This is a genomic window from Pseudomonas sp. SG20052 (genome assembly GCF_031766055.1).
Taxonomy (GTDB): domain Bacteria; phylum Pseudomonadota; class Gammaproteobacteria; order Pseudomonadales; family Pseudomonadaceae; genus Aquipseudomonas; species Aquipseudomonas mandelii.
On sequence record NZ_CP134498.1, the window covers coordinates 1,702,794 to 1,727,709 of the forward strand.

Consider the following 24,916-nt stretch of genomic DNA (forward strand, 5'->3'; position numbering starts at 1 on the left):
CTAGGACTGATTGACTTTCTTTAAAAATGAATAATAGTGAGTAACTTGTTCTGATTTGGAGAAGATCGTGGAGTTCAGCCAGTTACGAATCTTCCAGGCCGTGGCGCAAGAGGGCTCGATCACCCGTGCTGCCGAACGATTGCACCGGGTGCCATCGAACCTGTCAACGCGGCTCAAGCAACTTGAAGAGCAGCTCGGTGTAGAGCTTTTCGTCCGCGAGCGTCAGCGTTTGCAACTGTCACCTGCGGGAAAAGTCCTGCTGGACTACACCGCCAAACTCTTCAGCTTGCGCGACGAAGCCCAGGCAGCAGTGCAGGGCGGGCAACCGGCCGGGGACTTCGTGTTGGGCACCATGTACAGCACGGCGGCGATTCATTTGCCAGGGTTGTTGGCGCGTTATCACCGCACGTATCCGGCGGTGAACCTGCAAGTGCAGTCCGGGCCCAGCGGTGAATTGCTTGAGGGTTTGCTCACCGGTCGTCTCGATGCGGCCTTGGTGGATGGCCCGCTGGAGCTGGCCGGTCTGGACGGTGTGCCGTTATGCGACGAGCGGCTGGTGCTGATCAGCGAGGCCGATCACCCGCCGGTCCGCAGCGCCATGGACGTGGAAGGGCGCTCGGTGTTTACCTTTCGTCAGGGCTGCTCCTACCGCATGCGTCTTGAAGCCTGGTTTGCCCATGACCACGCGGCCATGGGCCGGGCGATGGAGATCGAGTCTTACCCGGGCATGCTGGCGTGTGTGATTGCTGGCTCGGGCGTGGCGCTGATGTCGGAGTCGATGCTGGCAAGCCTGCCGGGCCGTGAAAGCGTGGCGGTGCACCCGCTGGCGGAGCCGTTTGCCCACGCGACGACCTGGTTGATGTGGCGCAAAGGCATGGTCGGGGCCAACCTGAACGCGTGGATTGAACAGCAACAAGCGGTCTATCCATCGGCGCCGATGCAGGCTTCGGCGATTGCTTGAACTATCGGTCAGGTATTTTGATCAATTCAGTAACAGATCATTGCGGATTTGGCCGAGCATTGCGTAGGACTTCAGACTATTATCAGTGCGAAGGGGCTACAGAATTTCAGCCGCTCGGCACTACCCTGAAGGGGGCACCATGAAAGAGAAAATTCAAAACTGGCTGCACGATCTGGGTGTTGCACTCGGTTTGATCGAACCGCCTCTGCAACCTGTTCCTATTCGCACCGACGACGAACAGCGTCGACGCCAGCCGCGCCGTCGGTAAGTCTGACCCGCACTGGCTCAAACCTGGCAAATCCTCTGTGGCGAGGGAGCTTGTTCCCGCTGGGGCGCGTAGCGCCCCTTGGTAGCCTCAGAGTTGTCAGGGAATACTCGGACAGGATTGGCGACTGCTGCGCAGCCGAACGGGAGCAAGCTCCCTCGCCACAGTTCACCACGAGCGTGCGTTTGGCATTCGGACTCAATGCCGTCCAATCTCCACCAAAAACCGACTCAAATCATTCGCCGTCCTGGCATCCTTGAGCATACGGTCTTCTTCCGCCGTAAACGCCGTCAACCCCAGCTCATCCTCCAGATGGAAGATCAGCTCTTCGATATCCTGTTTATCCAATCCCAACTGCGCCAGGCTGGCGTTGTCGTCGAAGTCATCCTGACCCTCCAGCAGGCGGCTGATGAAACGATGCACGGCGGCACGAACGGCAGCTCTTTTCATGGTGGTTCTTCGAGGGCGTTATTGTTGTTCCTGAGCTTGAGTACAGCAGGCTTCAGGTGTGTGAGCGCTGCCACTCGTCAATCATCGTGCGCAAATGCTCCCCGGAAAAACTCCCGAAATGCCCGCCGTGCACCGTACGGATCGGCAACGTGCGCAAGCGCTGCAGGCTGCGAGCGTAGTCGTCGAGATTGGAGTGGTAGGCGTCTTCGATCAGCGGGCCGTCGTAGATGATGTCGCCGCTGAACAGCGTCTCGGTTGCCGCTTCGTACAGGCTGATGCCGCCCGGTGAATGCCCCGGCGTATGCAGAACCTGCAGCACTCGATTGCCCAGATCCAGCACGTCGCCTTCTTCAATCGTCCCCGTGGCGGGCGCGGCTTTGACGCGATATTCGGCATAGCACAACGGGCAGTCCGGGTGCGCCTCAAACATCTCGTCGCCGACAAACGCCCCGCTCAAATCGTTTTCGCCGTCGGGTGCCGCCAGAATGTCGGCCTCGGCCGGATGCACCAGGCGCTCGGGAAATTCGTGATGACCGGCAATGTGGTCGAAATGGCAATGACTGGCCACCGCGACCAGCGGCCGCTCGGTGATCCACGGCAACTGCTCGCGCAGGCTCACCAATCCGGAACCGCTGTCCAGCAGCAAGTCCTTGTCGCGGCCCTGAATGTGCCAGAGGTTGCAGCGATAGAAGGGCCGGATGTAAGGCTCGTGAATCAGCCGTATGCCGTCACTGAGCTGTTTGACCTCGAACCACTGATCGCGCGAAACAATCTTCATCAAAGGTTTTCTCCAGACGAAAAAAAACGGGTGTGGCAACCGACGCCACACCCGTCGAAGAAAGCATCAAGTCGTTAGGTTCAGCTTAGGCGGCGCTGGCCATCGTTGCCGGACGAGGGGACAGCAAGCTGACCACCACGAAGCTCACCAGGCCCACGCCGAGGCTGTAGTAGATCGGAGTGTTGGCGTCCATACCGTCCTTGAACATGAACAGCAGCGCAGTGGCAAAGCCCATGCCCATGCTGGCGATAGCGCCGGCGGTGGTTGCGCGTTTCCAGAAGATCGCGCCCATCAGCGGAATCAGCATGCCGCCCACCAACAGGTTGTAAGCCAGGGTCAAGGCACTGATCACATCGTTTACCACCAGCGCGATACCCAGCACCACGATGCCGGTCAGCAGGGTGAACAGGCGATTGATGCCCAGGCTCGACGGTTTGCCGCCGCGTAGTTTCGGCAGCAGGTCTTCGGTCAGGGTGGTGGATGCAGCGAGCAGGCCGGCGCTGGCGGTGGACATCATTGCTGCCAGGGCAGCCGCGATCACCAAGCCACGGATGCCGTCCGGCAGCGAGACTTTGACGATAGCGGCAAAAGCGTTATTGACGTTGTCCAGATCCGGGATCAGTACGTGAGCGGCCATGCCGATCAATGCACAGACCAGGCCGTAGATGATGCAGTAGATGCCCGCGGTAGTACCGGCATACTTCGCAACTTTCTCGCTTCGTGCGGTGAACACCCGTTGCCAGATATCCTGGCCTATCAGGATGCCGAAGAAGTAAATCATGAAGTAGGTGATGATGGTGTCCCAGCCAATGCTGGTGAAGCTGAAGCTGGCAGCCGGCAATTGTGCAACCAGTTGATCCCAGCCACCCACTCGGTACAAGCAGATTGGCAGCAGCAGGAACATCAGGCCTACGGTCTGGATACCGAACTGGACGATGTCGGTCAGGGTCAGCGACCACATTCCGCCGATGGCCGAGTAGATCACCACCACGCCACCGCCGAGAATTACCGACATCCAGAACGGAAGGCCGAACAACACTTGCAGCACGGTGCCGATCGCCAGGATCGAGGTCACGCCGATCATCAGCGCATAGGCCAGCATGATGCTCGCGCTTGCGGTACGAGCCATTGGGTTGTAGCGCTTTTCCAGCACTTGAGTGACGGTGAAAACCTTCAGCTTCAGCAGCGGTTTGGCGAGGAACAGGTTCAGCGCCACGATCCCGCAACCCAGTGCAGCACAGAGCCAGAAACCGGAGATGCCATGAACGTAGCCCAGGCGCACGGTGCCCACGGTGGACGCGCCGCCCAGAACGGTGGCGGCCATGGTGCCCATGTACAGGCTCGGGCCGAGGTTGCGACCGGCGACCAAGTAGTCTTCGTTGGTCTTGGCCTTGCGCATGCCGAAGTAGCCAAGTATCAGCATCGCGGCGGCGTAGATGAGTACGACGAATAAATCCAAAGCCATGATGGCGTGTCTCCGATTGTCTTTTTTATGGTGAGGCGAAAATCAATGTGGCAATCAGTCCGCTTTTTGTGGCGAGGGAGCTTGCTCCCGCTGGGCTGCGAAGCAGCCCCAAATCCTGCAACCGCGTTTCTTCAGGGGAAACACCATTCGCCTGTTTTGCGACTGCTGCGCAGTCGAGCGGGAGCATGCTCCCTCGCCACAGAGGTCCGTTGACCATCGTTTGTGTTGAATCAGGCGGCTTGTCGCATCGCCGGTTTACTGAGCGCATCCGTGCCCTTGCTGCGTGCATCATTCGGCCCGAACACCGCAGCCGGTTCCGGAAACAGGCTCAGCAGCGTCAGGTACACCAGCGAGGCCAGGCCGAGGGTGACCGGCAGGCTGATGTCGATGCCGCCAGCCAGATCGCCCAGCACACCCACAAACTGCCCCGGCAGGTTCACAAAGCACAAACCCACCAGCGCACTCGGGATCCAGGCTCCCAGGCCACGCCAGTTCCAGCCGTGGGTGAACCAGTAGCGGCCACCTTTCTCGCCGCGGGTGAACACTTGCAGGTCATCCGGGCAGTAGAAGCCGCGACGCACCACCAGGCCGATGATCATGATCACCATCCACGGGGTGGTGCAGGTGATGATCAGCACGGCGAAGGTCGACACGCTCTGCACCAGGTTCGCGGCGAAGCGCCCGATGAAGATGAAGGCAATCGACATCACACCGATCAGCAACGTCGCCTTGACCCGCGACAGCACCCGAGGGAACACGCTGGACATGTCCAGCCCGGTGCCATACAGCGAAGTAGTGCCGGTGGACATGCCGCCGATCACCGCGATCAGGCACACCGGCAGGAAGAACCAGCTCGGCGAGACCGCCAGCAAACCGCCGACGTAGTTGTTGGCCGCGATGTAGTCGGGTGCCTTGATCGCTACGATGGTGGCGGTGGCCAGGCCGAACAGGAACGGAATGAACGTCGCGATCTGCGAGATCACCACGGCGGCCATGATCCGGCGCTTGGAGGTCTCACGCGGGATGTAGCGCGACCAGTCGCCGAGGAACGCGCCGAAGGAAATCGGGTTGCTCATCGCCACCAGTGCAGCACCGATGAAGGCCGCCCAGAAACCTGGCTGACCCATATTGACGGTGCCGGCGTAATTCACATCGAACGGCCCGGCGAAGGCGAAGATGCCCAGCAGGAACAACAGGCTGGCGCTCCATACCGCGATTTTGTTGACCCACAGCAGGAAGCGAAAGCCATAGATGCAAACCGTCAGCACCAGGATCGCGAACAGCCCGTAGGCCAGGCCCAGGGTCAGGTCGGTTTCCGGCAGACCGATCAGGCGTTTGGCGCCACCGATCAGCGCATCACCCGAACTCCACACCGAGAGCGAGAAGAAGGCGATGGCGGTCAGCAGCGACAGGAACGAACCGACGATCCGCCCGTGCACGCCGAAATGCGCACCGGAAGACACGGCGTTGTTGGTGCCGTTAATCGGGCCGAACAGGCCCATCGGCGCGAGGATCAGCGAGCCCAGCAGCACGCCCAGCACAATCGCCCAGACACCGGCCTGAAAAGACAGGCCGAACAGCACCGGGAAACTGCCGAGCACGGCGGTGGCAAAAGTGTTGGAACCGCCGAAGATCATCCGGAACAAGTCCGTCGGGCCTGCGGTGCGTTCGTTGTCCGGGATCTGTTCGACCCCGTGGGTTTCAATCTGCGTAAGGCTTTGGTCTTTGTTGTTGTTATTCATGATCAGCTCCGATCATAAAGGCGCGCTCATCGTGTGTGAGCGTCACCTGTTTGGCTAAGGGGGTGGCAGCCCTTCCGGCATCGCGGACAAATGTTCGTGGCAGGCCAGCCATAGGCCTTGTTGTTGTCGGCGAAACACAATCGTCTCGCGCTCCTGGCTGAAGTGTTGCTCCCCTTGCATGCGCAGCTCGGTGGCCACGTCATGGATGAAAATCGCCACGTCACCCTGCAGGCTGACGAAGGCGTTGCTCGACGTGCACGCAAGCACCTCGAAGCCATCCTCGGCGCGCCAGGTGTCCCACAACGCCTGATAGGCATCGCGCGACAGCAGGGGCTGTTCGAGGGTGTAGAACACGAAGCTGGCGTCGGCGCTGAACGCGCCGAAGTAGGCTTCGCGATCGTTGCGGGCAAAGGCCGTCACCAGATCGGCGGCGGCTTTCAACACCTGATCACGTTCGTTCATGACCGATCCTCAGCGGTGGGCCACGCCCGGCAGTACGCAGAGCATTTCGTACAGCAGGTTGGCGGCCAGCAGCGAGGTGTTGCCGGTGGTGTCATAAGCGGGCGAGACTTCTACCAGATCGCAGCCGATCAGGTCGAGGCCTTGGCAGCCGCGAATGATTTCAATTGCCTGAATGGTCGTCAGACCACCGATTTCCGGGGTGCCGGTGCCTGGCGCCCAAGCCGGGTCGATGCCATCGATATCGAAAGTCAGGTACACCGGACCGCCGCCGACTTTCTCGCGCACTTCGGCCATCAGCGGTGCCAGGGATTTGTGCCAGCACTCTTCAGCCTGAACCACACGGAAGCCCTGTTTACGGCTCCAGTTGAAGTCTTCGGAGGTGTAGCCCTGAGCGCGCAAGCCGATTTGCACCACGCGATCGCAGTCGATCAGGCCTTCTTCGGCCGCGCGACGGAAGGTGGTGCCGTGGGCGACTTTCTCGCCAAACATGTGATCGTTCACATCGGCGTGAGCGTCGATGTGCACCAGGCCGACCTTGCCGTGCTTCTTGTGAATGGCACGCAGGATTGGCAGGGTGATGGTGTGGTCGCCGCCCAGGGTCAGCGGGATCACATTGTGTTCGAGGATGGCGTCGTAGGATTCTTCGATGATCCGCACCGCGTCCAGCAGGTTGAACGTATTGATCGCCACGTCGCCGATGTCGGCCACCGACAGCGAATCGAACGGTGCAGCGCCGGTCGCCATGTTGTACGGGCGGATCATCACCGATTCAGCGCGGATTTCGCGAGGTCCGAAGCGGGTGCCGGGGCGCAGCGAGGTGCCGATGTCCAGCGGGACGCCAACAAAGGCAGCATCCAGACCGGCAGCGGTAGGCAAATGGGGGAGTCGCATCATGGTGGCGATGCCGCCGAAGCGCGGCATTTCATTGCCGCCCAGTGGTTGGTGAAGAATCTTGTCCACGGGTAAGGCCTCATCGTCGTTGTTTTATTTATGTCGGTTGCACCGCTCCGGGGAGGTTCGGGCACCGTTAGGGGCCGATTCTGCGAAATGTAGTGGCCGGGAAGAATCGCTACGGGCAAATACTTAGTTCAGATTTTTCTAAACTAATGGTTGGCACGACGATAGACTTGCGGCCATGTGCCGCACTCCTGTGGCGAGGGAGCTTGCTCCCGCTCGGCTGCGCAGCAGTCGTAAAATCGGCTGATGCGGTCCGTCTGACACTACGAGGTGAATGGTTGTAGGGCCGCTTCGCAACCCAGCGGGAGCAAGCTCCCTCGCCACAAAAGCGCAACACGCATGACCTTGCAAACGGAGCCCCCATGGCCAACGCTTTACCCGACCTGAAACTGTTGCGCATCTTCGTCAGCGTGGTGCGTCATCAGGGGTTTGCCAACGCGCAGCAAGAGCTCAACCTCTCGACTTCGGCGATCAGCACCTACATGAGCCAGCTCGAAGCCGCCCTTGGCCTGGTGCTCTGCCATCGCGGTCGCGGCGGTTTCAGCCTGACCAGCAAGGGCGAGCTGTTCCATCAGGAAACCCTGCGTCTGTTGGGCGAGCTTGAAGGCTTCGAGCAGTACGCGGCGGCGTTGAAGGGCGAACTGCGCGGCACTCTCAACCTCGGCGTCATCGACTCCACCGTCAGCGACAAGGCCTTGCCGTTCGCCGAAGCCATCGGCGCCTACAGCCAGGAACACCCGGCCGTGCATTTGCACCTGTCGGTCATGAGCCCCTACGAATTGCAGCTCGGCGTGCAGGACAACCGTCTCGACCTGGCCATCGGTGCGTTTTCCACGCGCATGAGCGGCCTGGTTTACATGCCGCTGTACCGCGAGCAACACTGGTTGTATTGCAGCAGCCGTCATCCGCTGTTCACCGAGCGGCGCATTCCTGAGCAAGTCATCACTCAGCAACGCATGGTCGGCCGTGGTTACTGGAGCCAGGCCGAACTGGCGCGCCACGGTTTCAAGCACAGCGCCGCCACCGTGGAAAGTATGGAGGCGCAGCTGATTCTGGTGCTGTCGGGCGCCTACATCGGTTACCTGCCGGAGCACTACGCCCAGGCTTGGGCGGACAAGGGCGATTTGCGCGTCCTGCTGCCGGCGACGTTTGGTTATCAGGCGCCGTTTTCGATGATCGTGCGTCGTGGCCGCAGCCGCGAGCCGCTGATCCAGACCTTCCGCGATCTGCTCAAAGCACAACTGAACCAGGCCTGAGAACATGTCCAGAATCCAGTGTCCACGCTGCCTGCGCCCACAAACCCATTGCCTGTGCCCGCTGATCCCTAGCCTCGACAGCCGCACCCGAGTGCTGTTGTTGCAGCATCCCAGCGAAGTGAACCATGCGTTGAACACGGCGCGACTGGCCGCGTTGGGCTTGAAGAATGCCGAGTTGATTGTCGGTGAGGTGTTTGAGGATTTGCCGGTGCTGCTGAATCCTCCGGGGTATCAGGCGCGGTTGTTGTTTCCGGCCGACGATGCGCAGCCATTGCAGGCGTACACCTCGAATGAAGAGCCGCTGTTGCTGGTCGTCCCGGACGGCACCTGGCGCAAGGCGCGCAAGATGTTGCACCTCAATCCGTTACTGGCGGCGTTGCCGAGGGTGACGTTGGTGGATGGCGGGGTGTCTCGATATCGACTGCGCAAGGCACCGGGGCCGGGGGCGTTGTCGACGGTGGAAGCGATTGTCCAGGCGTTGCAGACGCTGGAAGCGCCGAGCTCTTTTGAACCCTTGTTGAAACCGTTCGAGGCGTTGATCGAAGGCCAGATTGCGGCGATGGGGGAGGAGACTTACCAGCGTAACCACGGCAGGTGATTACTTGTGGCGAGGGAGCTTGCTCCCGCTGGAGTGCGAAGCGCTCCCAGTTTGTCGACCCAGTACACCTGTTGCGCCTGGTTGAATGATTTTGGATCTGCTGCGCAGCCCAGCGGGAGCAAGCTCCCTCGCCACAGAGAATGAGTCAAACCTATCGCTCCCGCATCGCCTCGGTCCGCGCTTTCAACACCGGTTTCAACAGGTAATCCAGCACGCTTTTCTCGCCCGTGATGATATCCACCGTCGCCACCATCCCCGGAATAATCAGCAGCGGTTTCACATCGCCGCCCAAGTGATTCTTGTCGGTCCTCACCTGAATCAGATAAAAGCTGTTGCCCTTGTCATCGGTAATGGTGTCCGCACCAATCAGTTCCAGCTTGGCAGTCAACCCGCCATAAATCGTGTAGTCGTAAGCACTGAACTTGACCATCGCTTTCTGCCCCGGATGCAGGAACGCCACGTCCTGTGGCCGCACCTTGGCTTCGATCAGCAAGTTGTCTTCAATGGGGACGATCTCCACCATGTCGCTGCCCGGCTGGACCACGCCGCCGATGGTATTGACCTTCAGCACCTTGATGATTCCGTGCACCGGCGACACCACGGTGGTACGGGTCACGCGGTCATCGATGGCGATGCTCGACGCTGTGATTTTCGACAGGTCGGTGCGTTTTTCATTCAGCTCTTTCGCCGCGTCCGAGCGGAAGGATTGCTCCGATTCATCGATCTTGCTTTTGATCTCGTTGATCGCCGATTCAGCCCGGGGAATTGCCAGCGTCGTCGCATTCAAAGAGCCGCGAATTTCCACCGCGCTGCGTTTGAGCCGCAGGATTTCCACCGGTGAAACCGCCCCGGTGCCTACCAGCGGCGCGGACATGTTCATCTCTTGTTGCAGCAAGGCCAGGCTCGAACTGAACTGCCCCTGCTTGGAGCGGAATTCCGCCAGTTCCTGAGTCTTTTGCCGCAGTTGTTCGGTTAGCGTCCGTTGCTCACTGGCCAGTCGACGCTGGCGTTGTTCGTATAACGAGCGCTCGTCTTCGGCCACTTGCGGAGCCTTGGCGATCACCTCAGGCGACAGCTTGAACGGCCGGCCTTCCGCTTCGGCCGACAGACGTTCGACCTGCGCGGTCAACGCATAACGATCCGCCTCGCTCTCGCCCTTGTTCGACAGAAACCGCGTGTCATCCAGGCGCAGCAAGGTGTCGCCCTTGTTCACCATTTGCCCTTCGCGCACGAAGATCTCGGTGACGATGCCGCCCTCCAGGTTCTGGATCACCTGGACCTTGCTCGACGGGATCGCCTTGCCTTCGCCCATGGTGACTTCTTGCAGCACTGCATACTTGGCCCAGACCAGAGCGGTAATCAGCAGCGCCGCGGCCAGCCACACGGTAATCCGCGACCAGCGCGGCGAATCCTGTAGCGAAGCGCCGGCGGTTTCCGGCATGAATTCGCTCTCGGCGGTTTTGCCGAAGCTGCCGAAGTAGCCTCGGTCTTGTGGCGTGTCGGATGATGAACGGGCCATGGGTAGCTCCTAGACAGCCGCAGAGCCGACACGGCCCTTGCGCAGTGCATCGATGACCGCTTCTTTCGGACCGTCGGCAACGATCCGCCCGTTATCCAGCACCAGCAGCCGATCTACCAGGCTGAGCATCGAGGTGCGGTGGGTCACCAGCAGCAAGGTCTTGCCCTGCACCCAGCCGTGGAGTTTTTGCCGCAAGACATCTTCGCTGCTGTTGTCCATGGCGCTGGTGGGTTCGTCGAGCAGCATGATCGGCGGATCCAGCAACAAGGCCCGGGCCAGCAGCACTGCCTGGCGTTGACCGCCGGACAGCAACTGCCCGCGTTCGCCCACGGGCCGGTCAAAACCTTGCGGATGCTGACGCGCCAGCTCGGTGACACCGGTCAGTTCGGCGACTTCGAGCATCCGTGAATCGCTGATGTAACGTGCGCCCAGGGTCAGGTTGTCGCGCAGGCTGCCGGCCAGCAGCGGCAGGTCATGGGCGACGTAACCGATTTGCTGGCGCAGGTCGGCGACATCGAGTTGCCGCAGGTCCAGGCCATCGAGCAGCAACTGGCCTTCTTCCGGCGCATAGAACCCCATCACCAATCGCGCCAGGGTGCTTTTACCCGAGCCGCTGCGACCGATGATGCCGATCCGTTCGCCGGGTTTGACGCTGAAACTGATGTTGGCCAGGGCAGGGGCGTTCTGGCCGTTGTAGTGGAAGGTCACGCCACTGACATCCATCGCGCCTTGCAACTGAGTGCGCTCCAGCGGCCGCTGGTGGGCGTCGCGCTCTTGCGGCAAGGACATCAGCGCATCGGTGCTTTTCATGGTCAGTTGCGCTTGCTGGTAGCGGGTGATCAAACCGGCGATCTGCCCCAAGGGTGCGAGTACGCGGCTGCCGAGCATGTAGGTCGCCACCAGCGCACCAACGCTGAGGTTGCCGGCGATGATGCTGTAGACGCCGGCGACAATGGTCGCCATGCCGGAGAATTGCTGGATGAACAGCGTGCCATTGGTGGCCAGCGCCGACAGATTGCGCGCATGGCTGTCGAGGCGGGTGAGGGCGCCGTGGGTGCTTTCCCATTTGTGCTGGCGCTCGCTTTCGGCGCTGCACGCTTTGAGGGTTTCCAGGCCGCCAAGGGTTTCGATCAGCAGGGCCTGGCGCTCGGCGCCGAGGCTCAGGCTTTTCTGCACGGTGTCGCGCAGGCGCACCTGAATGACCATCGCGAAAATGATCGTAATCGGAAACGCCAACAATGGAATCACCACCAGCCAGCCGCCGAGCAGGCCGATCACCACCAGCATCAACACGGCAAAGGGCAGGTCGATCAGGCTGGTCAGCGTGACGGCAGTGAGGAATTCACGCAGGCCCTGGAAGTCGTGGATGCTCTGGGCGAAACCGCCGATGGTCGCTGGCCGCGCTTTCATCGCCATGCCAGTGATGCGTTCGAACAAGGTCGCGGAAAGAATCACGTCGGTTTTCTTCCCGGCGGTGTCCAGCAAGTGCGCGCGCACCACCCGCAGCACCAGTTCGAAACCGGTGCCGATCAGCAAGCCGATCGACAGCACCCACAAGGTCGACGTGGCCTGGTTCGGCACCACGCGGTCGTAGGTTTGCATCACGAACAGCGGCACCATCAGCCCCAGGAGGTTGATCAGGAAACTCGCCAGAATCGCATCGCTGTACAGCCATTTCGACAGCTTCAAGGTGTCGCGAAACCACGCTTCCACACGCGGCACCAGCGGCGAGCGCAGGTCTTCGAGTTCATGGCGGGGCCGGGCGAACAAGGCCTGGCCGCTGTAATTTTCAGCCAGTTCTTCACGGCTGACCCATTGTTCGCCACCGTCCGCTTCGCTGGGCAGGATCAGCAACCGGCCGTCATCGCCATAGCGTCGCAGGATGGCGGTGCGGCCGTTGTTCAGGATCAGCATCACAGGCAGGTTGAGCGCGGAAATGTCCGCCAGTTCACGGCGCAGCACCCGCGCCTGCAAGCTGGCCCGGGCTGCTGCACGGGGCAGCAGGTCCAGGCTCAAGCGTTGTTTGTTCAGTGGCAGCCCGGCACTCAGGCTGGCGCGACTGACCGTCGCGCCGTGGAGTTTGCAGAGGATCAACAGACCGTCCAGTAGCGGGTCATCGAAGCTCAGGCGCGGATCGACACCGATGTTGCCGGGTTCCATGCTGGTCAAATTGATCGCCCCCAGTGAGCTACTTCAGTTCAGGCAAACGCGCTTCGTTTTTCACTTCGGCCTGGGCGATCGCATCGGCGGGTAGCACCACCCGTTGTTTGCTCAGCAACTGGCCCATGTTCGCCAGCACGCGGTACATCGAATACTCCTCGGTGTAGCGCACTTCGGTGTAGCGGCGATTGGCGTTGTAGAGCTCGTTTTCACTGTCGAGCAAGTCGAGCAGGGTGCGTTGGCCGAGGCCGAACTGGTCCTGATATGCCAGGCGCACACGACGGCTGGTGTCCGCGTATTCGCGGGCAGTCGGGGTTTGTTTCTTGGCATTGACCATGGCGTTCCAGGCCAGGTGGATGTTCTCGTTGAGTTGGCGCAAGGCGTTGTTGCGGATGTCCATCGCCTGGTTGATCTGATGCGCATTGGAGGCCAGGCGCGCCTTGTCGCTGCCGCCGCGGAACAGGTTGTAGTTCATCACCACGCCCACGCGCCACTCGTTGTCGTGGCCTTCATCGCCCTGCACGTTGTTGTTTGCGCCCACTGCCGCTTCGGCATCGAAACGCGGGTAGAACGGCGACTTTGAGACTTCGTACTGGCTCTCGGCCGATTGCACGTCAGCCTGGGCCGATTTCAGGTACGGGTTGTTTTCCACCATGCTCTGCTGGGCTTCCGGCAGGGAGGCAGGCAGTTCGCCGCGGATAGACGGCGGCGTTTCCAGTTCATCGGGCAGGCGCCCTACAACGGCGGCGAAATTCGACTCGGCATCCGCCAGATCGACCTCGGCGGTGTCGAGGTTGTTTTGCGCCAGTGCCCGGCGGGCGCTGGACTGGTCGGAGTCGGCGTTGCTGCCGACGCCACGCTGGGTGCGCAGGCCGATCTGGTCGTTGACCCGCAAGTGAGCCTGCAGGTTGTTCGTGGCCAGGGTCACCAGTTCACGGCGCTTGAGCACTTCGAGGTAGACCTCGATGGTGCGCAATGCCAGGTCCTGGGCGGTGCCTTGAGCGTAATAGGCCCGGGAGTTGACGACCCCTTTGGTGCGTTCGACTTCGTTCGCGGTGTTGAAACCGTCGAACAGCATCTGCCGCAGGCGCAGCTCCGATTGGGTGTAGGTGAGGATTTCGGTGTTGTGATTGCCGAACGCCCGGGTGTTGGTGTTATCGCTGTACCCGCGCCCGTAGGCGGCGTTCAGATCAACTGATGGATAAAAGCCCCCCTTGGCGACTTTGACTTGCTCATCCGCGGACAGCCGCGAGTCGACGCGCGAGGCCAGTTCCGGGTGGGTTGCGATGGTGCTCTGGATCGCCTCGGTCACTGACATGGCTTGAGCCTGGGATGTGCAGGCCATGGCCAGCAGAATTGCGCTGCAAAGGGGGGTTAAAACGCGCATGGGTACATCTCCCTGATTCCTGATGGTTCTTTATCAGTCGCCAAATATTTGACGACATTTATAGGCAAAACCGTTTCATGCTTGTAACAACGTAGCTAAGAACATTCTAGAGCGTAGCTAAGAAATTTTTTTCATAGGGGTTATTCCAAAAAAAACTTATGCGCTCTGCAAAATCCAGCACATTGTTCACTCTGAAAGCCCTTGTTTTAGAAGCTCTAGGGAGCATTCGAGGGTTTAAGGAAAGTTCCATCCACTTATCGACATAGGGCGGAGAAGTGCTGGAGGGGAGGGAAGCGAAACGGTTTTGAGGCGACAGTTTTTTGTCGCTCTACAGGTTCAAAATCGTTACGCATCGCACAAAAGGCAATGTGGCTGCGATTGGAATCCCAAGGTTGTTGATTGCATTGGGGTTTTGCCAAAAACGGACTCATTGCCCATGAGCGAAATGCTTGGCGAGACTATCGCCGGGGCAGCGGTTTACTCGGATAAACGCACCCCGCAGGCGATCCGCCAGGCAACCTGCTTCAACCATGAGCACGTTCTTCGCACAAACAGGGTGCCGACAGCGGTTGGCAGCGGAGGAAATGCACATGGCAACGCTCATCGGTACCGTCAGTAAAATCATTGGTCAGGTGTTCGCGGAAAGCGGCGGTACCCGGCGTGTGCTGGTCGAGGGCGATCAATTGTTCGCCGGCGACCAATTGATCACCGGCGCCGATGGCGCGGTGGCCGTGCATCTGAAAAATGGCCAGGAACTGACCCTCGGGCGTGGCAGCAGCCTGCAAATGAACTCCCAGTTGCTGGCGAATCAAGCGGCCCATGTGGAAACCGCTGAAGCGGTGACGCCGACTCAAGCGCAACTGACCGATGTCGAGCAACTGCAAAAAGCCATCGCGGCCGGCGATGACCCGACTCAAACCGCTGAAGCCACGGCGGCCGGACCTGCTTCGACCGGCGCACCCGGCGGGGCGGCGGGCGGCGGCCACAGTTTCGTCATGCTCGAAGAAGTGGGCGGGCGGGTCGACCCCACCATTGGCTTCCCCACCGCGGGCTTTAACGGCATTCCCGAATTTCCGCTGGAACGCCTGGCCGGTGATCCGGACAACGGCGACAACGGTGCCGGTTCAGGGGGCACGGGTGTCATTCCCGTTCCTGACGCGCCGAACAACCCGGTCACCCTCGCGGGCCTGTCGGTGGCGGGCGGCGAACTGACCCTCAACGAAGCTAACCTCGCGGACGGTTCTGCCAGCAATCCTGGCGCCTTGATCCAGAACGGCACCTTCACCGTGTCTGCGCCCGACGGGCTGACCAGCCTGAGTATCGGCGGGATCAATGTGATCACGGGTGGGGTGCCTGTCGGCTTCCCGCAGTCGATCACCACGCAACTGGGCAACACCCTGACGATCACCGGCTACAACCCGGCCACCGGCGTGGTCAGTTACAGCTACACCCTGGTCGGCAACGACACCCATTCGGTCGGCGAGGGTGCCAACAACCTCAGCGAACAGTTCATCGTCGTCGCTAATGATTCCAACGGCGATACCGCCACCGGCACGCTGGACGTCAACATCACCGACGATGTGCCCAAAGCGGTCGATGACAGCAACGCCAATACCGCCTCGGAATCCCTGCTGACCCTGACCGGCAGCGTGCTGCCCAACGACTCGCAGGGGGCTGACCGCATTCCCACAGGCCCCAACAGCGGGCCGATCATCGGCGGCACCTTCACCGGGACTTACGGCACGCTGGTGCTCAATCCCAACGGCAGTTACACCTACACGCTGAACACCAGCGACGCCGATTTCAAAGCGCTGCACGGCGGCGGCAGCGGCACCGAAACCTTCACCTACACCCTGACGGATGCCGATGGCGACACCAGCACCGCCAACCTGGTGCTGCAAATCCAAAACAACGATGACCCGGTCACGATCGGCGGCCTCAACGTCGAAGGCGGCGAACTCGTCGTCTACGAGAAAAACCTCAGCGACGGCAGCAGCCCCGACGCGCCAGCGCTGACACAGAGCGGCACCTTCACCATCACCGCGCTCGACGGTGTGCAAACCCTCAGCGTCGGTGGCATCAACGTGGTGGTCGGCGGCGTGTCCGCAGGCTTCCCGCAATCGATCGTCACACCACTCGGCAGCACGTTGACCATCACCGGGTTCGACAGCGCGACCGGCGTGGTCAGTTACAGCTACACCCTGGCCGATAACGAAGCGCATCCGACGGCCAACGGTGCCAACGGGATCTCCGAGCAATTCGCCGTCACCGTGGTCGATGACAACGGCACCACCGCCAACGGCAATCTCGACGTCAACATCGTCGATGACCTACCTCAGGCCGTAGACGACAGCAACGCCGGCACCGCTTCGGAAACCCTGCTGACCCTCAACGGCAATGTGCTGACCAACGACACCCAAGGCGCCGACCGCGTGACCGTCGGCGAAAATGCCGGCCCGATCACCCCCGGCACTTTCATCGGGACTTACGGCACGTTGGTGCTGAACGCCAACGGCACGTACACCTACACCCTGAACACCAGCGATGCCGACTTCAAAGCGTTGCACGGCAATGGCAGCGGCACGGAAACCTTCACCTACACCCTCACCGATGCCGACGGCGACACCAGCACCGCCAATCTGGTGCTGAACATCCACAACAACGACGATCCGGTGACCCTCAACGGCCTCGAAGTCGCCGGTGGTGAACTGACTGTCTACGAGAAAAACCTCAGCGACGGCACCAGCCCGAACGCGCCCGCGCTGACCCAGAGCGGCACCTTCACCGTGACCGCCCTCGATGGCCTGCAAACCCTGACGGTCGGAGGTATTTCGGTGGTCAGCGGTGGCGTGGCCGCAGGCTTCCCGCAATCGATCGTCACACCGCTCGGCAGCACGCTGACCATCACCGGCTACAACCCGACCACCGGTGTCATCAGTTACAGCTACACCCTGGCGGACAACGAAACTCATCCGAATGCCAACGATGCCAACAGCCTCACCGAGAATTTCAACGTGGTGGCGACGGACACCGACGGCAGCACTGCGTCGGGCCAGATCAACGTCAACATCGTCGACGACCTGCCCACCGCCAACCCTGATTACGCTTCGGTAGACGAGGGCGCGACCGTCTCGGGCAACGTGCTGGATAACGACATCGGCGGTGCCGATGGCCCGGCGCTCAGCGGCGCCGTGATTGGCGTGCGCGCAGGCTCGGACACCTCGACCTCGGCCATCGGTGGACTGGGCACCAACATCAACGGCACCTACGGTTACCTGACGCTGGATGCCAACGGCAATGCGACCTACCACAGCAATCCCAACGCGGTGAACGGCCCCGGCGCGACCGATGTGTTCACCTATACCGTGCGTGATGCCGATGGTGACGAAAGCACCACCACCATCACCATCGACGTGTCCAACAGCAGCATTGTCGCCTCCACCGATGCCGACGTGACCGTCTACGAAAATGCCCTCGACCTGACCAAGGACGGGCAAGACCTGGCGGCCGGCACGGTCATCGGCAGCGACCCGACCAGCACCGGCGAAACCGCCAAGGGCACGCTGGTCGGCTCGGTCACCGGTGCGACCGGCGCGATCACTTACACGCTGGTGGGCAGCGCCACGGGCAACTATGGCCAGATCCAGCTCAACCCCAACGGCACGTACACCTACACCCTGACCTCGCCTGCGACCACCACGCCGCCTGCCAACGATGGCGCGAATTCGCTGACCGAAAGTTTCACCTACCAGGCCACCGATTCCCTGGGTAACAGCACCACCAGCACCATCGTGGTGAAAATCGTCGATGACGTGCCAAAAGCCTTCAACGACAGCAACACCGGCACAGCGTCGGAGGCCGCGCTGACGCTCAATGGCAATGTCCTGAGCAACGACGTCCAGGGCGCGGACCGTGTCGCCACCGGCCCGAACGCCGGGCCTGTGACCCCAGGCACCTTCACCGGGACTTACGGCACCCTGGTGCTCAACGCCAACGGCACGTACACCTACACGCTGAACACCAATGATGCGGACTTCAAAAACCTGCACGGCGGCGGCACGGGCACTGAAACTTTCGCCTACACCATTACCGATGCCGACGGCGATACCAGCACCGCCAACCTGGTGCTGAACATCCAGAACAACAACGACCCGGTCACGCTCAACGGCCTCGATGTGTACGGCGGTGAACTGACCGTCTACGAGAAAAACCTCAGCGACGGCACCACCCCGAACGCGCCCGCCCTGTCCCAGAGCGGCACCTTCACCGTGACCGCGCTGGACGGGCTGCAAACCCTGACCGTCGGCGGCATTGCACTGGTCACTGGCGGCGTGGCGGCAGGCTTCCCGCAATCGATCGTCACACCGCTCGGCAGCACGCTGACCATCACCGGCTACAACCCGGCCACCGGCGTGGTCAGTTACAGCTACACCCTGGCGGACAACGAAACTCATCCGAACGCCAACGGCGCCAACAGCATCACCGAGAACTTCAACGTGGTGGCGACGGACACCGACGGCAGCACCGCGACGGGTCAGATTAACGTCAACATCGTCGATGATTTACCGACGGCCAAAGCGGACACGGCGAGCGTGGTCGAAGGCGGCACGGTCAGCGGCAACGTGCTGGACAACGACATCGGCGGTGCAGATGGCCCGGCACTCAGCGGCGCAGTGATTGGCGTGCGCGCAGGCTCGGACACTTCGTCCTCGGCCATCGGCGGCCTGGGCACGAACATCAATGGCACCTACGGTTACCTGACGCTGGATGCCAACGGCAACGCGGTCTATCACAGCAATCCCAACGCCGTGAGCGGTGCCGGCGCCACCGACACGTTTACCTACACCGTGCGCGATGCCGACGGCGATGAAAGCACCACCACCATCACCATCGACGTCTACAACAGTTGCATCAAAGCGGTCAGCGACACCGATGTCACCGTCTATGAGAAAGCGCTGGACCTGACCAAGGACGGGCTGGACCTGGCGGCCGGTACTGTCACGGGCAGCGAGCCCGGCAACACCGGCGAAACGGCCAGCGGCACCCTGGTCGGCTCCGTCACCGGCGCGAGTGGCGCCATCACCTACACCCTGGTCGGCAGCGCCACCGGGGCCTATGGGCAAATGCTGCTCAACCCCAACGGCACCTACACCTACACCCTGACGTCGGCGCCGAAAACATCGCCGAACACCAACGACGGCCCGAATACCCTGACCGAAAGCTTCACCTACAAAGCCACCGATGCGCTGGGCAACAGCACCACCAGCACCATCGTGGTGAACATCGTCGATGACGTGCCCAAGGTCGTCGGCGCGGAGCGTTCGGTGGCGGCTGTGGAGATCGATTCCAACCTGCTGCTGGTGATTGACGTCTCCGGCAGCATGGTTGACCCCTCCGGTGTACCGGGGCTATCGCGCCTCGAACTGGCCAAGCAGGCGATCAGTGCCTTGCTCGACAAATACGACGACCTGGGCGATGTGAAAGTGCAGATCGTCACCTTCAGCAGCAACGCCACCGACAAGACATCGATCTGGGTGGATGTGGCGACCGCCAAGTCGATCATCTCCGGCCTGACTGCCGGCGGTGGCACCAACTACGACGCCGCTGTCGCGACGATGCAAACGGCGTTCAACACCTCGGGCAAACTGACCGGGGCGCAGAATGTCGGCTACTTCTTCTCCGACGGCAAACCCAACGAAGGCGACATCGGCAGCGCAGATGAGGCCGCACTCAAAGCCTTCCTCGACGCCAACAGCATCAAGAACTACGCGATCGGCCTGGGCAGCGGCGTGAGCAACGCCTACCTCGATCCGTTGGCTTATGACGGCAGCACCCACACCAACACCAACGCGGTGGTGGTGACCGATCTCAACCAGCTCAACTCGGTGCTTTCGGGTACGGTGGTCGGCGCGCCGGTGACGGGCACCTTGCTGGAGGGCGGTACGTTCGGCGCCGATGGTGGCTTCATCAAAACCCTCGTGGTCGACGGCACGACGTACACCTACGACCCTAAAGGCAACAGCAATCAGGGTTCGTTGAACTTCAGTGGCGGCGCCAACCACGGCACCTTCAACACGGTGAACAACAGCATCAGCATCGCCACCAACAATGGCGGCACGTTGGTGGTGAACCTCGACACCGGCGAGTACACCTACACCTCGCAAAAAACCACGGCAGTGGTGATTACCGAAAACATCGGCTTCACCGCCAGCGACAACGACGGCGACCTGGCCAGCTCCACGCTGACGGTCAAAGTCATCCCGAACGCGGCGCCGGTGGCGGTCGATGACCACATCATCACCAACGTGCTCTCGGGCAACATCGTGGTGCCGGGCGAGTTGCTGCTGGCCAACGACACCGATGCCGATGGCGATCCGCTGACGGCTTCACCCACCAACTTCAACACCGGCTGGATTTCAAAAGGCGCCGACTTCACCGGCACCGGGGCGATCAGCTTCTCCTCGACCGGCAACAACAACGCCAACCAAGTCCTGGCGAACGTGCGCAGCGCCTTTGCGGCGAACGCGACGACCATGACGGCGGTGCTGGTGGTCAGTGGATATCTGGGCGGGGTCACCGCCGGTAACGCCAACGATGAGGACCGGATCACCGTCAACCTCAAACAGGGCGAAACCCTCAACCTGGACCACAACCTGGCGGGCGGTCACATCGCCATGGAGTACTCGCTCAACGGCGGTGCATGGATCGCCCTCGCGGACGGGCAAACCCTCACCGCGGCGGCGGACGGGACCTATCAGATCCACGTCACCAACATCACCAACACCAGCGGCAGCGGCGTGAACAACGCGGAATACTACAAGCTGACCATGACCCTCGATTACGCCGGGGGCCATGACATCGCCCCGGATGCCCACGGCACCTACACCGCCAACGACAACCACGGCGGCAGCGACAGCGCGGGCGTGACCATCAGCTATCAGGACGGACATACCCTCACCGGCACGGCCGGCGACGATGTGCTGGTGGCGGGCACCGGCAACAACATCCTCAATGCCGGCGACGGCAACGATGTGCTCACCGCTGGTTCCGGCAACAACGAACTGCATGGCGGCGCCGGCAATGATTTGCTGTTCAGCGGCACCGGCAACGACCTGCTCGACGGCGGCACCGGCACCGACACCGTGAGTTACGCCCACGCCACCGCCGGGGTCACGGTCGACCTGAGCGTGGCCACCGCGCAAAACACTGGCGGCGCCGGCACCGACACCCTGACCGCGATCGAAAACCTCACCGGCTCCAACTTCAACGACTCGCTGACGGGCGACAACCTGAGCAACGTCATCACCGGCGGTTTGGGCGATGACATCCTCAAGGGCGGCGGCGGTGACGACTTCCTGATCGGCGGCCTGGGCAACAACACCCTGACCGGCGGGGCAGGGGCCGACACCTTCCAGTGGCTCAAAGGCAACAGCGGCCACGACCTCGTCACCGACTTCACCCCAGGCACCGACAAACTCGACTTGTCGCAACTGCTGCAGGGCGAAAACGGCACCGCAGCATCGCTGGATGACTACCTGCACTTCAAAGTCATCGGCAGCGGCGCCTCGGTCCTGACCAGCATCGACGTCAGCGCCATGGCCGGCGCGGCACCGAACCAGACCATCGACCTGGCCGGCGTCAACCTGGCCAGCCACTACGGCGTCACGCCCGGAGCGGGCGGGGTGGTGGCGGGCGGGCACGATACCGCGACCATCATCAATGGCATGTTGAATGACCATTCGTTGAAGGTGGATACCGTGTGATCTGAAGGCTGACCTCTGAAACGACAAAACCCGCCATTCCTGGGTAAGGAATGGCGGGTTTTTGTTGTCTGTGAGATCGCTTTCGTCGGATCGCCGCCCGGAACAAGCCCGCTCCGACACTTTGATCTTCAGTGAACACAAAACAGGCGAACAACCAGATCAACTGTAGGAGCGAGGCTGCTCGCGAAGAGGCCCAAAAGACCGCCACAAAACTCACAGCCTGACACGCTGTTGTGGCGAGGGAGCTTGCTCCCGCTGGCTTGCGAAGCAGCCCCAAAACCATTCACCGCGATTGTGTCTGATAAACAGCGTTTCGCTGGTTTTACGACTGCTGCGCAGCCGAGCGGGAGCAAGCTCCCTCGCCACAGGAAAGTGTTCGCACCAGGATTTTCGCTAACCCTGCGGAACGAAGTTATCCAGCATCCGATTCACCGCCAATTCCCCCAGCATCACCACCTGCTGAATCCCCAACACCGTGTTGCGATGCGAACCTTCCATCAACCCCGCAAAATTACTCAGCATCACACTCGCCGACGCCAGGGTTTCGCAGGCGTTGACCAGCAGGGTCTCGTCGTTGGTGTCGGGGTCGATGGAGTAAATCGTGCTCGGTTTACGCGGAGTGTCTGCGGGGATGACCGGTTTGAGGTAGTAGTCGAGGGCGCGGTCGGCGGCTTCGTTGAGTTTTTTGGAATCGGTGGATTCGTAGGGGGAAACGTCGTCGGTTTCGGGTGGGTTGGGTGTGATCTTGAACATGGTGAAACTCCTACAAGAAATGGAGCCACCAAGACCTGTCGCTAAACAAGTAAGGGTGGCGGCTGCACGCAGGTTAGCGAACCGGGTGTAGGCGCCCGGCAGACCCGAAAGTCTCCCGCGCACAGCCGCCATGACGTCAGTCGCAGACATGAACAATCTGCAAGAGAGTTGGGAGCGCTGTTGCGCCTACATAGGTTCGGGTCGCTAAACCCGATCGCTGATTTGTCAGCGACCGGGAAACAATAGAGCCCGACCCTAAGGCGCACAAGCCGGCGGATTCTGGCGCAGTCGTAGGCAACGGCGCAAGGGTGTGTAGCCTTGGTCAGTGTCAGGAGATGTCTTTTTAAACATCGCCGTTTAACATGAAAAAATTGTCCGAAGCCTGCGGTCTTATGGGCTGACACATCTGACAGCTGATGCCAACTTTCAGACCACAGTCATACCCCTTACATCGGCTCCGGCGGCCCAATCAGCCTTCCCATCACCCCAAACAACCCCAACTCCCGAATCACCTCCAGTTCCCCTTTGGTCTCGACCATCTCCGCAATCAACGGCAAATCAATGCTGTTAGTCGCCCGGTAGATCGCATCAATAAACAGCCGCTTGTCACTCTGTTCATCAATGTGCCGGATGTACGCCCCATCGATTTTCAGATACGCCAAACCCAGCTGCGTCAGGTTGCCGATCTGGCTGAAGCTACCGCCGAAATGCTGTAAGCCGATGCGATAACCGGTGTCGAGCAGGCTGTGGCTCAGGCGTTGCAGTTCATCGGGGGGCGGCAGTTGGCGTTCGTCGATTTCCAGGGTCAGCAGAGGTGCCAGATCGGGCAGCGACTCGAGCATGTCGATGATTTGTCGCAGTTGCGCCGGGTCGCGCAAGGTGCTGCCGGAGAGGCTCAACGCCAAGGGCCAGCGGTTGACGATGAGGTAGTCGAGGGTGGCTTCGAGCATCGCCAGGTCGAACCGCGCGGTCCAGCCGAGACGCTCGATCCACGGCAGGAAATGCCCGGCGGCGATGGCCTCGCCTTGCGGGTCGAGCAGGCGCGCGAGGACTTTGTGGTGCAGCACCTGGCTGGTGTCGGCGCATTGCACCACAGGTTGGAAATACAGCTGCATTTTGCCCTCGGTGAGGGCGTCGTCGATCCAGGTGCGCCAGTCGTGTTGGGTGTGGTTCGTCGCGGTATCGGAGCGGGCCAGATGCACCCACGGCCGTTCGGGATGTTGCTGGGCCTGGGCCAGCGCTTGATCGAGGCGCAGCAGGACGTCGCTGGCGGGTTCGCCGGGCTGATAAGCGACCACGCCCAAATGCGCCACGGGCATGCAATCGCTGGCACCGGTCAGGCGCAGATTTTCCAGGGTGGCGCTGATTTCCGAGGCGAGTCGGGCGGCTTCGGTACTGTCCAGGCCCGGGGTCAGCAGGCTGAACTCACCACCACGATTGCGCGCCGCCAGCCAGGTACGGCGTTCAGGCAGCTGCGTCAGACGTTTGAGCAATTCGCCGACGGCGCTGATCAGCCCGTCGGTGCGCAGTCCGCCCAGGCGCTGGTTGAGGCCGATCAGGTCGTTGATCCGCAGCATCAGTAAATGGCCGTCACTGCTTTGCTCGGAAACCAATAAATGGTCGGCCAGTTGTTCATCCAGCAAGCGTCGATTGGCCAGGCCGGTGAGGCTGTCCTGATAAGACTCGGCGCGCAGTTTTTCGCTGCGCGTGGCTTCTTCGGAAAACAGCGCCTTGAGCTTTTCGACCATCTGATTCATGGCCAGCACCACACGCCTCAGTTCAGGTGTGCGTGGCAATTTGGGCAGGCTGAGGAACTCGCGTTTGCTGATGGCTTCGGCCTGCCTGACCATTTTGTCGAGCGGGCGCAATTGCCGGCGTAACAACCATCCACCGAATACGGCGCTGAGCAATCCGCAGACCAACAGCCAGATCAGGCTGCCGAGGGTGCTGTCCCAGAGTTTGGCCAGGGCGAACTGCGGATTGCTCAGCACTTCGACCCGCGCCACCTGTTCCCAGCCGCGCATGACCAGGGCATCACCACCTTCCGGGCGCAGGTTGACCAGGCTCACAAACCAGCCGGGCACGCCTTCGATCTGCGCCGGTGCGCTGCGCTCCACCAGCACTTGTCCATCGACGATATTGACGACGCGGATGCTGCGGAAATAGCCGCTGTCGAAAATCGAGCTGACCATCAATTCGGTCATCGCCGGGTCGTCGATCTGCGCGGTCAACGATAAACCCAAGGCGGTGGCAGCGTCCTGGGCGTGGGAGCGCAACTGGCCGAGCATCTGTTCGCGAGAGCTTTCCAGGCTGACAAAAAAACTGCCACTGAAGGCCACCAGCAAGAACAGGCAAATGGCGAGAAACAACTGTTTGCGCAGTGACATAAAACGCTCCTTG

General features: G+C 61.2%; 16 protein-coding genes. 5 read left to right on the forward strand and 11 right to left on the reverse strand.

Features of this window, described 5'->3' with window-relative positions; all coding sequences use genetic code 11:
• Positions 1-67 precede the first annotated feature (67 nt).
• Complete coding sequence (gene ptrR / locus RHP74_RS07720; RefSeq protein WP_154913949.1) at positions 68-961, forward strand: putrescine utilization regulator PtrR; 894 nt, start codon at positions 68-70, stop codon at positions 959-961.
• 139 nt (positions 962-1,100) lie between these two features.
• Positions 1,101-1,229, forward strand: coding sequence for a PA1414 family protein (locus tag RHP74_RS07725; RefSeq protein WP_003184145.1), 129 nt, complete (start codon positions 1,101-1,103; stop codon positions 1,227-1,229).
• 195 nt (positions 1,230-1,424) lie between these two features.
• On the opposite strand, the gene RHP74_RS07730 is transcribed toward RHP74_RS07725, so the two are convergent.
• The 6 genes from RHP74_RS07730 to speB all read right to left on the reverse strand — a co-directional run bounded on the left by RHP74_RS07730 (position 1,425) and on the right by speB (position 7,083).
• Positions 1,425-1,676: a hypothetical protein gene (locus tag RHP74_RS07730; protein WP_010462011.1), complete on the reverse strand. Its 252-nt coding sequence runs from the start codon at positions 1,674-1,676 to the stop codon at positions 1,425-1,427.
• Positions 1,677-1,728: 52 nt separating this feature from the next.
• Positions 1,729-2,454 (reverse strand): MBL fold metallo-hydrolase, encoded by a 726-nt coding sequence (locus RHP74_RS07735; RefSeq protein WP_311098699.1) that lies wholly within the window; start codon positions 2,452-2,454, stop codon positions 1,729-1,731.
• Between the two features lie 85 nt (positions 2,455-2,539).
• Positions 2,540-3,919, reverse strand: a complete 1,380-nt coding sequence (locus RHP74_RS07740; protein WP_154913943.1) for a sodium:solute symporter — start codon at positions 3,917-3,919, stop codon at positions 2,540-2,542.
• A 230-nt stretch (positions 3,920-4,149) separates the two neighbouring features.
• Positions 4,150-5,661, reverse strand: coding sequence for a cytosine permease (locus RHP74_RS07745; protein WP_145308080.1), 1,512 nt, complete (start codon positions 5,659-5,661; stop codon positions 4,150-4,152).
• 54 nt (positions 5,662-5,715) lie between these two features.
• A complete protein-coding gene (locus tag RHP74_RS07750; RefSeq protein WP_102594252.1) occupies positions 5,716-6,123 on the reverse strand; it encodes a nuclear transport factor 2 family protein in 408 nt (135 codons plus the stop codon).
• A gap of 9 nt (positions 6,124-6,132) precedes the next feature.
• Positions 6,133-7,083, reverse strand: coding sequence for an agmatinase (speB, locus tag RHP74_RS07755; protein ID WP_010462004.1), 951 nt, complete (start codon positions 7,081-7,083; stop codon positions 6,133-6,135).
• Positions 7,084-7,442: 359 nt separating this feature from the next.
• On the opposite strand from speB, the gene RHP74_RS07760 reads away from it, so the two are divergent.
• Positions 7,443-8,336: a LysR family transcriptional regulator gene (locus RHP74_RS07760; RefSeq protein ID WP_007945995.1), complete on the forward strand. Its 894-nt coding sequence runs from the start codon at positions 7,443-7,445 to the stop codon at positions 8,334-8,336.
• A gap of 4 nt (positions 8,337-8,340) precedes the next feature.
• Positions 8,341-8,934 (forward strand): DTW domain-containing protein, encoded by a 594-nt coding sequence (locus RHP74_RS07765; protein ID WP_311098708.1) that lies wholly within the window; start codon positions 8,341-8,343, stop codon positions 8,932-8,934.
• A 151-nt stretch (positions 8,935-9,085) separates the two neighbouring features.
• Here the strand turns inward: RHP74_RS07765 and RHP74_RS07770 are convergent, their stop codons facing one another.
• The 3 genes from RHP74_RS07770 to RHP74_RS07780 are packed head-to-tail and all read right to left on the reverse strand — an operon-like array spanning position 9,086 to position 14,000.
• Positions 9,086-10,453: an HlyD family type I secretion periplasmic adaptor subunit gene (locus RHP74_RS07770; RefSeq protein ID WP_145308074.1), complete on the reverse strand. Its 1,368-nt coding sequence runs from the start codon at positions 10,451-10,453 to the stop codon at positions 9,086-9,088.
• A 9-nt stretch (positions 10,454-10,462) separates the two neighbouring features.
• A complete protein-coding gene (locus RHP74_RS07775) occupies positions 10,463-12,622 on the reverse strand; it encodes a type I secretion system permease/ATPase (protein WP_083374772.1) in 2,160 nt (719 codons plus the stop codon).
• Positions 12,623-12,641: 19 nt separating this feature from the next.
• Positions 12,642-14,000 carry a TolC family outer membrane protein gene (locus tag RHP74_RS07780; RefSeq protein ID WP_010461997.1) on the reverse strand — a complete coding sequence of 453 codons (1,359 nt, stop codon included), beginning with the start codon at positions 13,998-14,000 and terminating at the stop codon, positions 12,642-12,644.
• 590 nt (positions 14,001-14,590) lie between these two features.
• On the opposite strand from RHP74_RS07780, the gene RHP74_RS07785 reads away from it, so the two are divergent.
• Positions 14,591-21,763 carry a retention module-containing protein gene (locus RHP74_RS07785; RefSeq protein ID WP_311098709.1) on the forward strand — a complete coding sequence of 2,391 codons (7,173 nt, stop codon included), beginning with the start codon at positions 14,591-14,593 and terminating at the stop codon, positions 21,761-21,763.
• A 393-nt stretch (positions 21,764-22,156) separates the two neighbouring features.
• Here RHP74_RS07785 and RHP74_RS07790 read toward each other — a convergent pair whose 3' ends face one another.
• Together RHP74_RS07790 and lapD are read right to left on the reverse strand one after the other, a co-directional pair.
• Positions 22,157-22,516 carry a DUF6124 family protein gene (locus RHP74_RS07790; RefSeq protein WP_311098711.1) on the reverse strand — a complete coding sequence of 120 codons (360 nt, stop codon included), beginning with the start codon at positions 22,514-22,516 and terminating at the stop codon, positions 22,157-22,159.
• 446 nt (positions 22,517-22,962) lie between these two features.
• Entirely contained in the window at positions 22,963-24,903 is a 1,941-nt protein-coding gene (gene lapD / locus RHP74_RS07795) for a cyclic di-GMP receptor LapD (RefSeq protein ID WP_221108707.1), read from the reverse strand.
• Positions 24,904-24,916 lie beyond the last annotated feature (13 nt).

Bases quoted from the DNA above. Each gene is read 5' to 3' on its own strand.
- RHP74_RS07725 (WP_003184145.1), top strand. From the start codon at position 1,101: ATGAAAGAGAAAATTCAAAACTGGCTGCACGATCTGGGTGTTGCACTC.
- RHP74_RS07730 (WP_010462011.1), bottom strand. From the start codon at position 1,676: ATGAAAAGAGCTGCCGTTCGTGCCGCCGTGCATCGTTTCATCAGCCGC.
- RHP74_RS07735 (WP_311098699.1), bottom strand. From the start codon at position 2,454: ATGAAGATTGTTTCGCGCGATCAGTGGTTCGAGGTCAAACAGCTCAGT.
- RHP74_RS07740 (WP_154913943.1), bottom strand. From the start codon at position 3,919: ATGGCTTTGGATTTATTCGTCGTACTCATCTACGCCGCCGCGATGCTG.
- RHP74_RS07745 (WP_145308080.1), bottom strand. From the start codon at position 5,661: ATGAATAACAACAACAAAGACCAAAGCCTTACGCAGATTGAAACCCAC.
- RHP74_RS07750 (WP_102594252.1), bottom strand. From the start codon at position 6,123: ATGAACGAACGTGATCAGGTGTTGAAAGCCGCCGCCGATCTGGTGACG.
- RHP74_RS07760 (WP_007945995.1), top strand. From the start codon at position 7,443: ATGGCCAACGCTTTACCCGACCTGAAACTGTTGCGCATCTTCGTCAGC.
- RHP74_RS07765 (WP_311098708.1), top strand. From the start codon at position 8,341: ATGTCCAGAATCCAGTGTCCACGCTGCCTGCGCCCACAAACCCATTGC.
- RHP74_RS07770 (WP_145308074.1), bottom strand. From the start codon at position 10,453: ATGGCCCGTTCATCATCCGACACGCCACAAGACCGAGGCTACTTCGGC.
- RHP74_RS07780 (WP_010461997.1), bottom strand. From the start codon at position 14,000: ATGCGCGTTTTAACCCCCCTTTGCAGCGCAATTCTGCTGGCCATGGCC.
- RHP74_RS07785 (WP_311098709.1), top strand. From the start codon at position 14,591: ATGGCAACGCTCATCGGTACCGTCAGTAAAATCATTGGTCAGGTGTTC.
- RHP74_RS07790 (WP_311098711.1), bottom strand. From the start codon at position 22,516: ATGTTCAAGATCACACCCAACCCACCCGAAACCGACGACGTTTCCCCC.
- lapD (WP_221108707.1), bottom strand. From the start codon at position 24,903: ATGTCACTGCGCAAACAGTTGTTTCTCGCCATTTGCCTGTTCTTGCTG.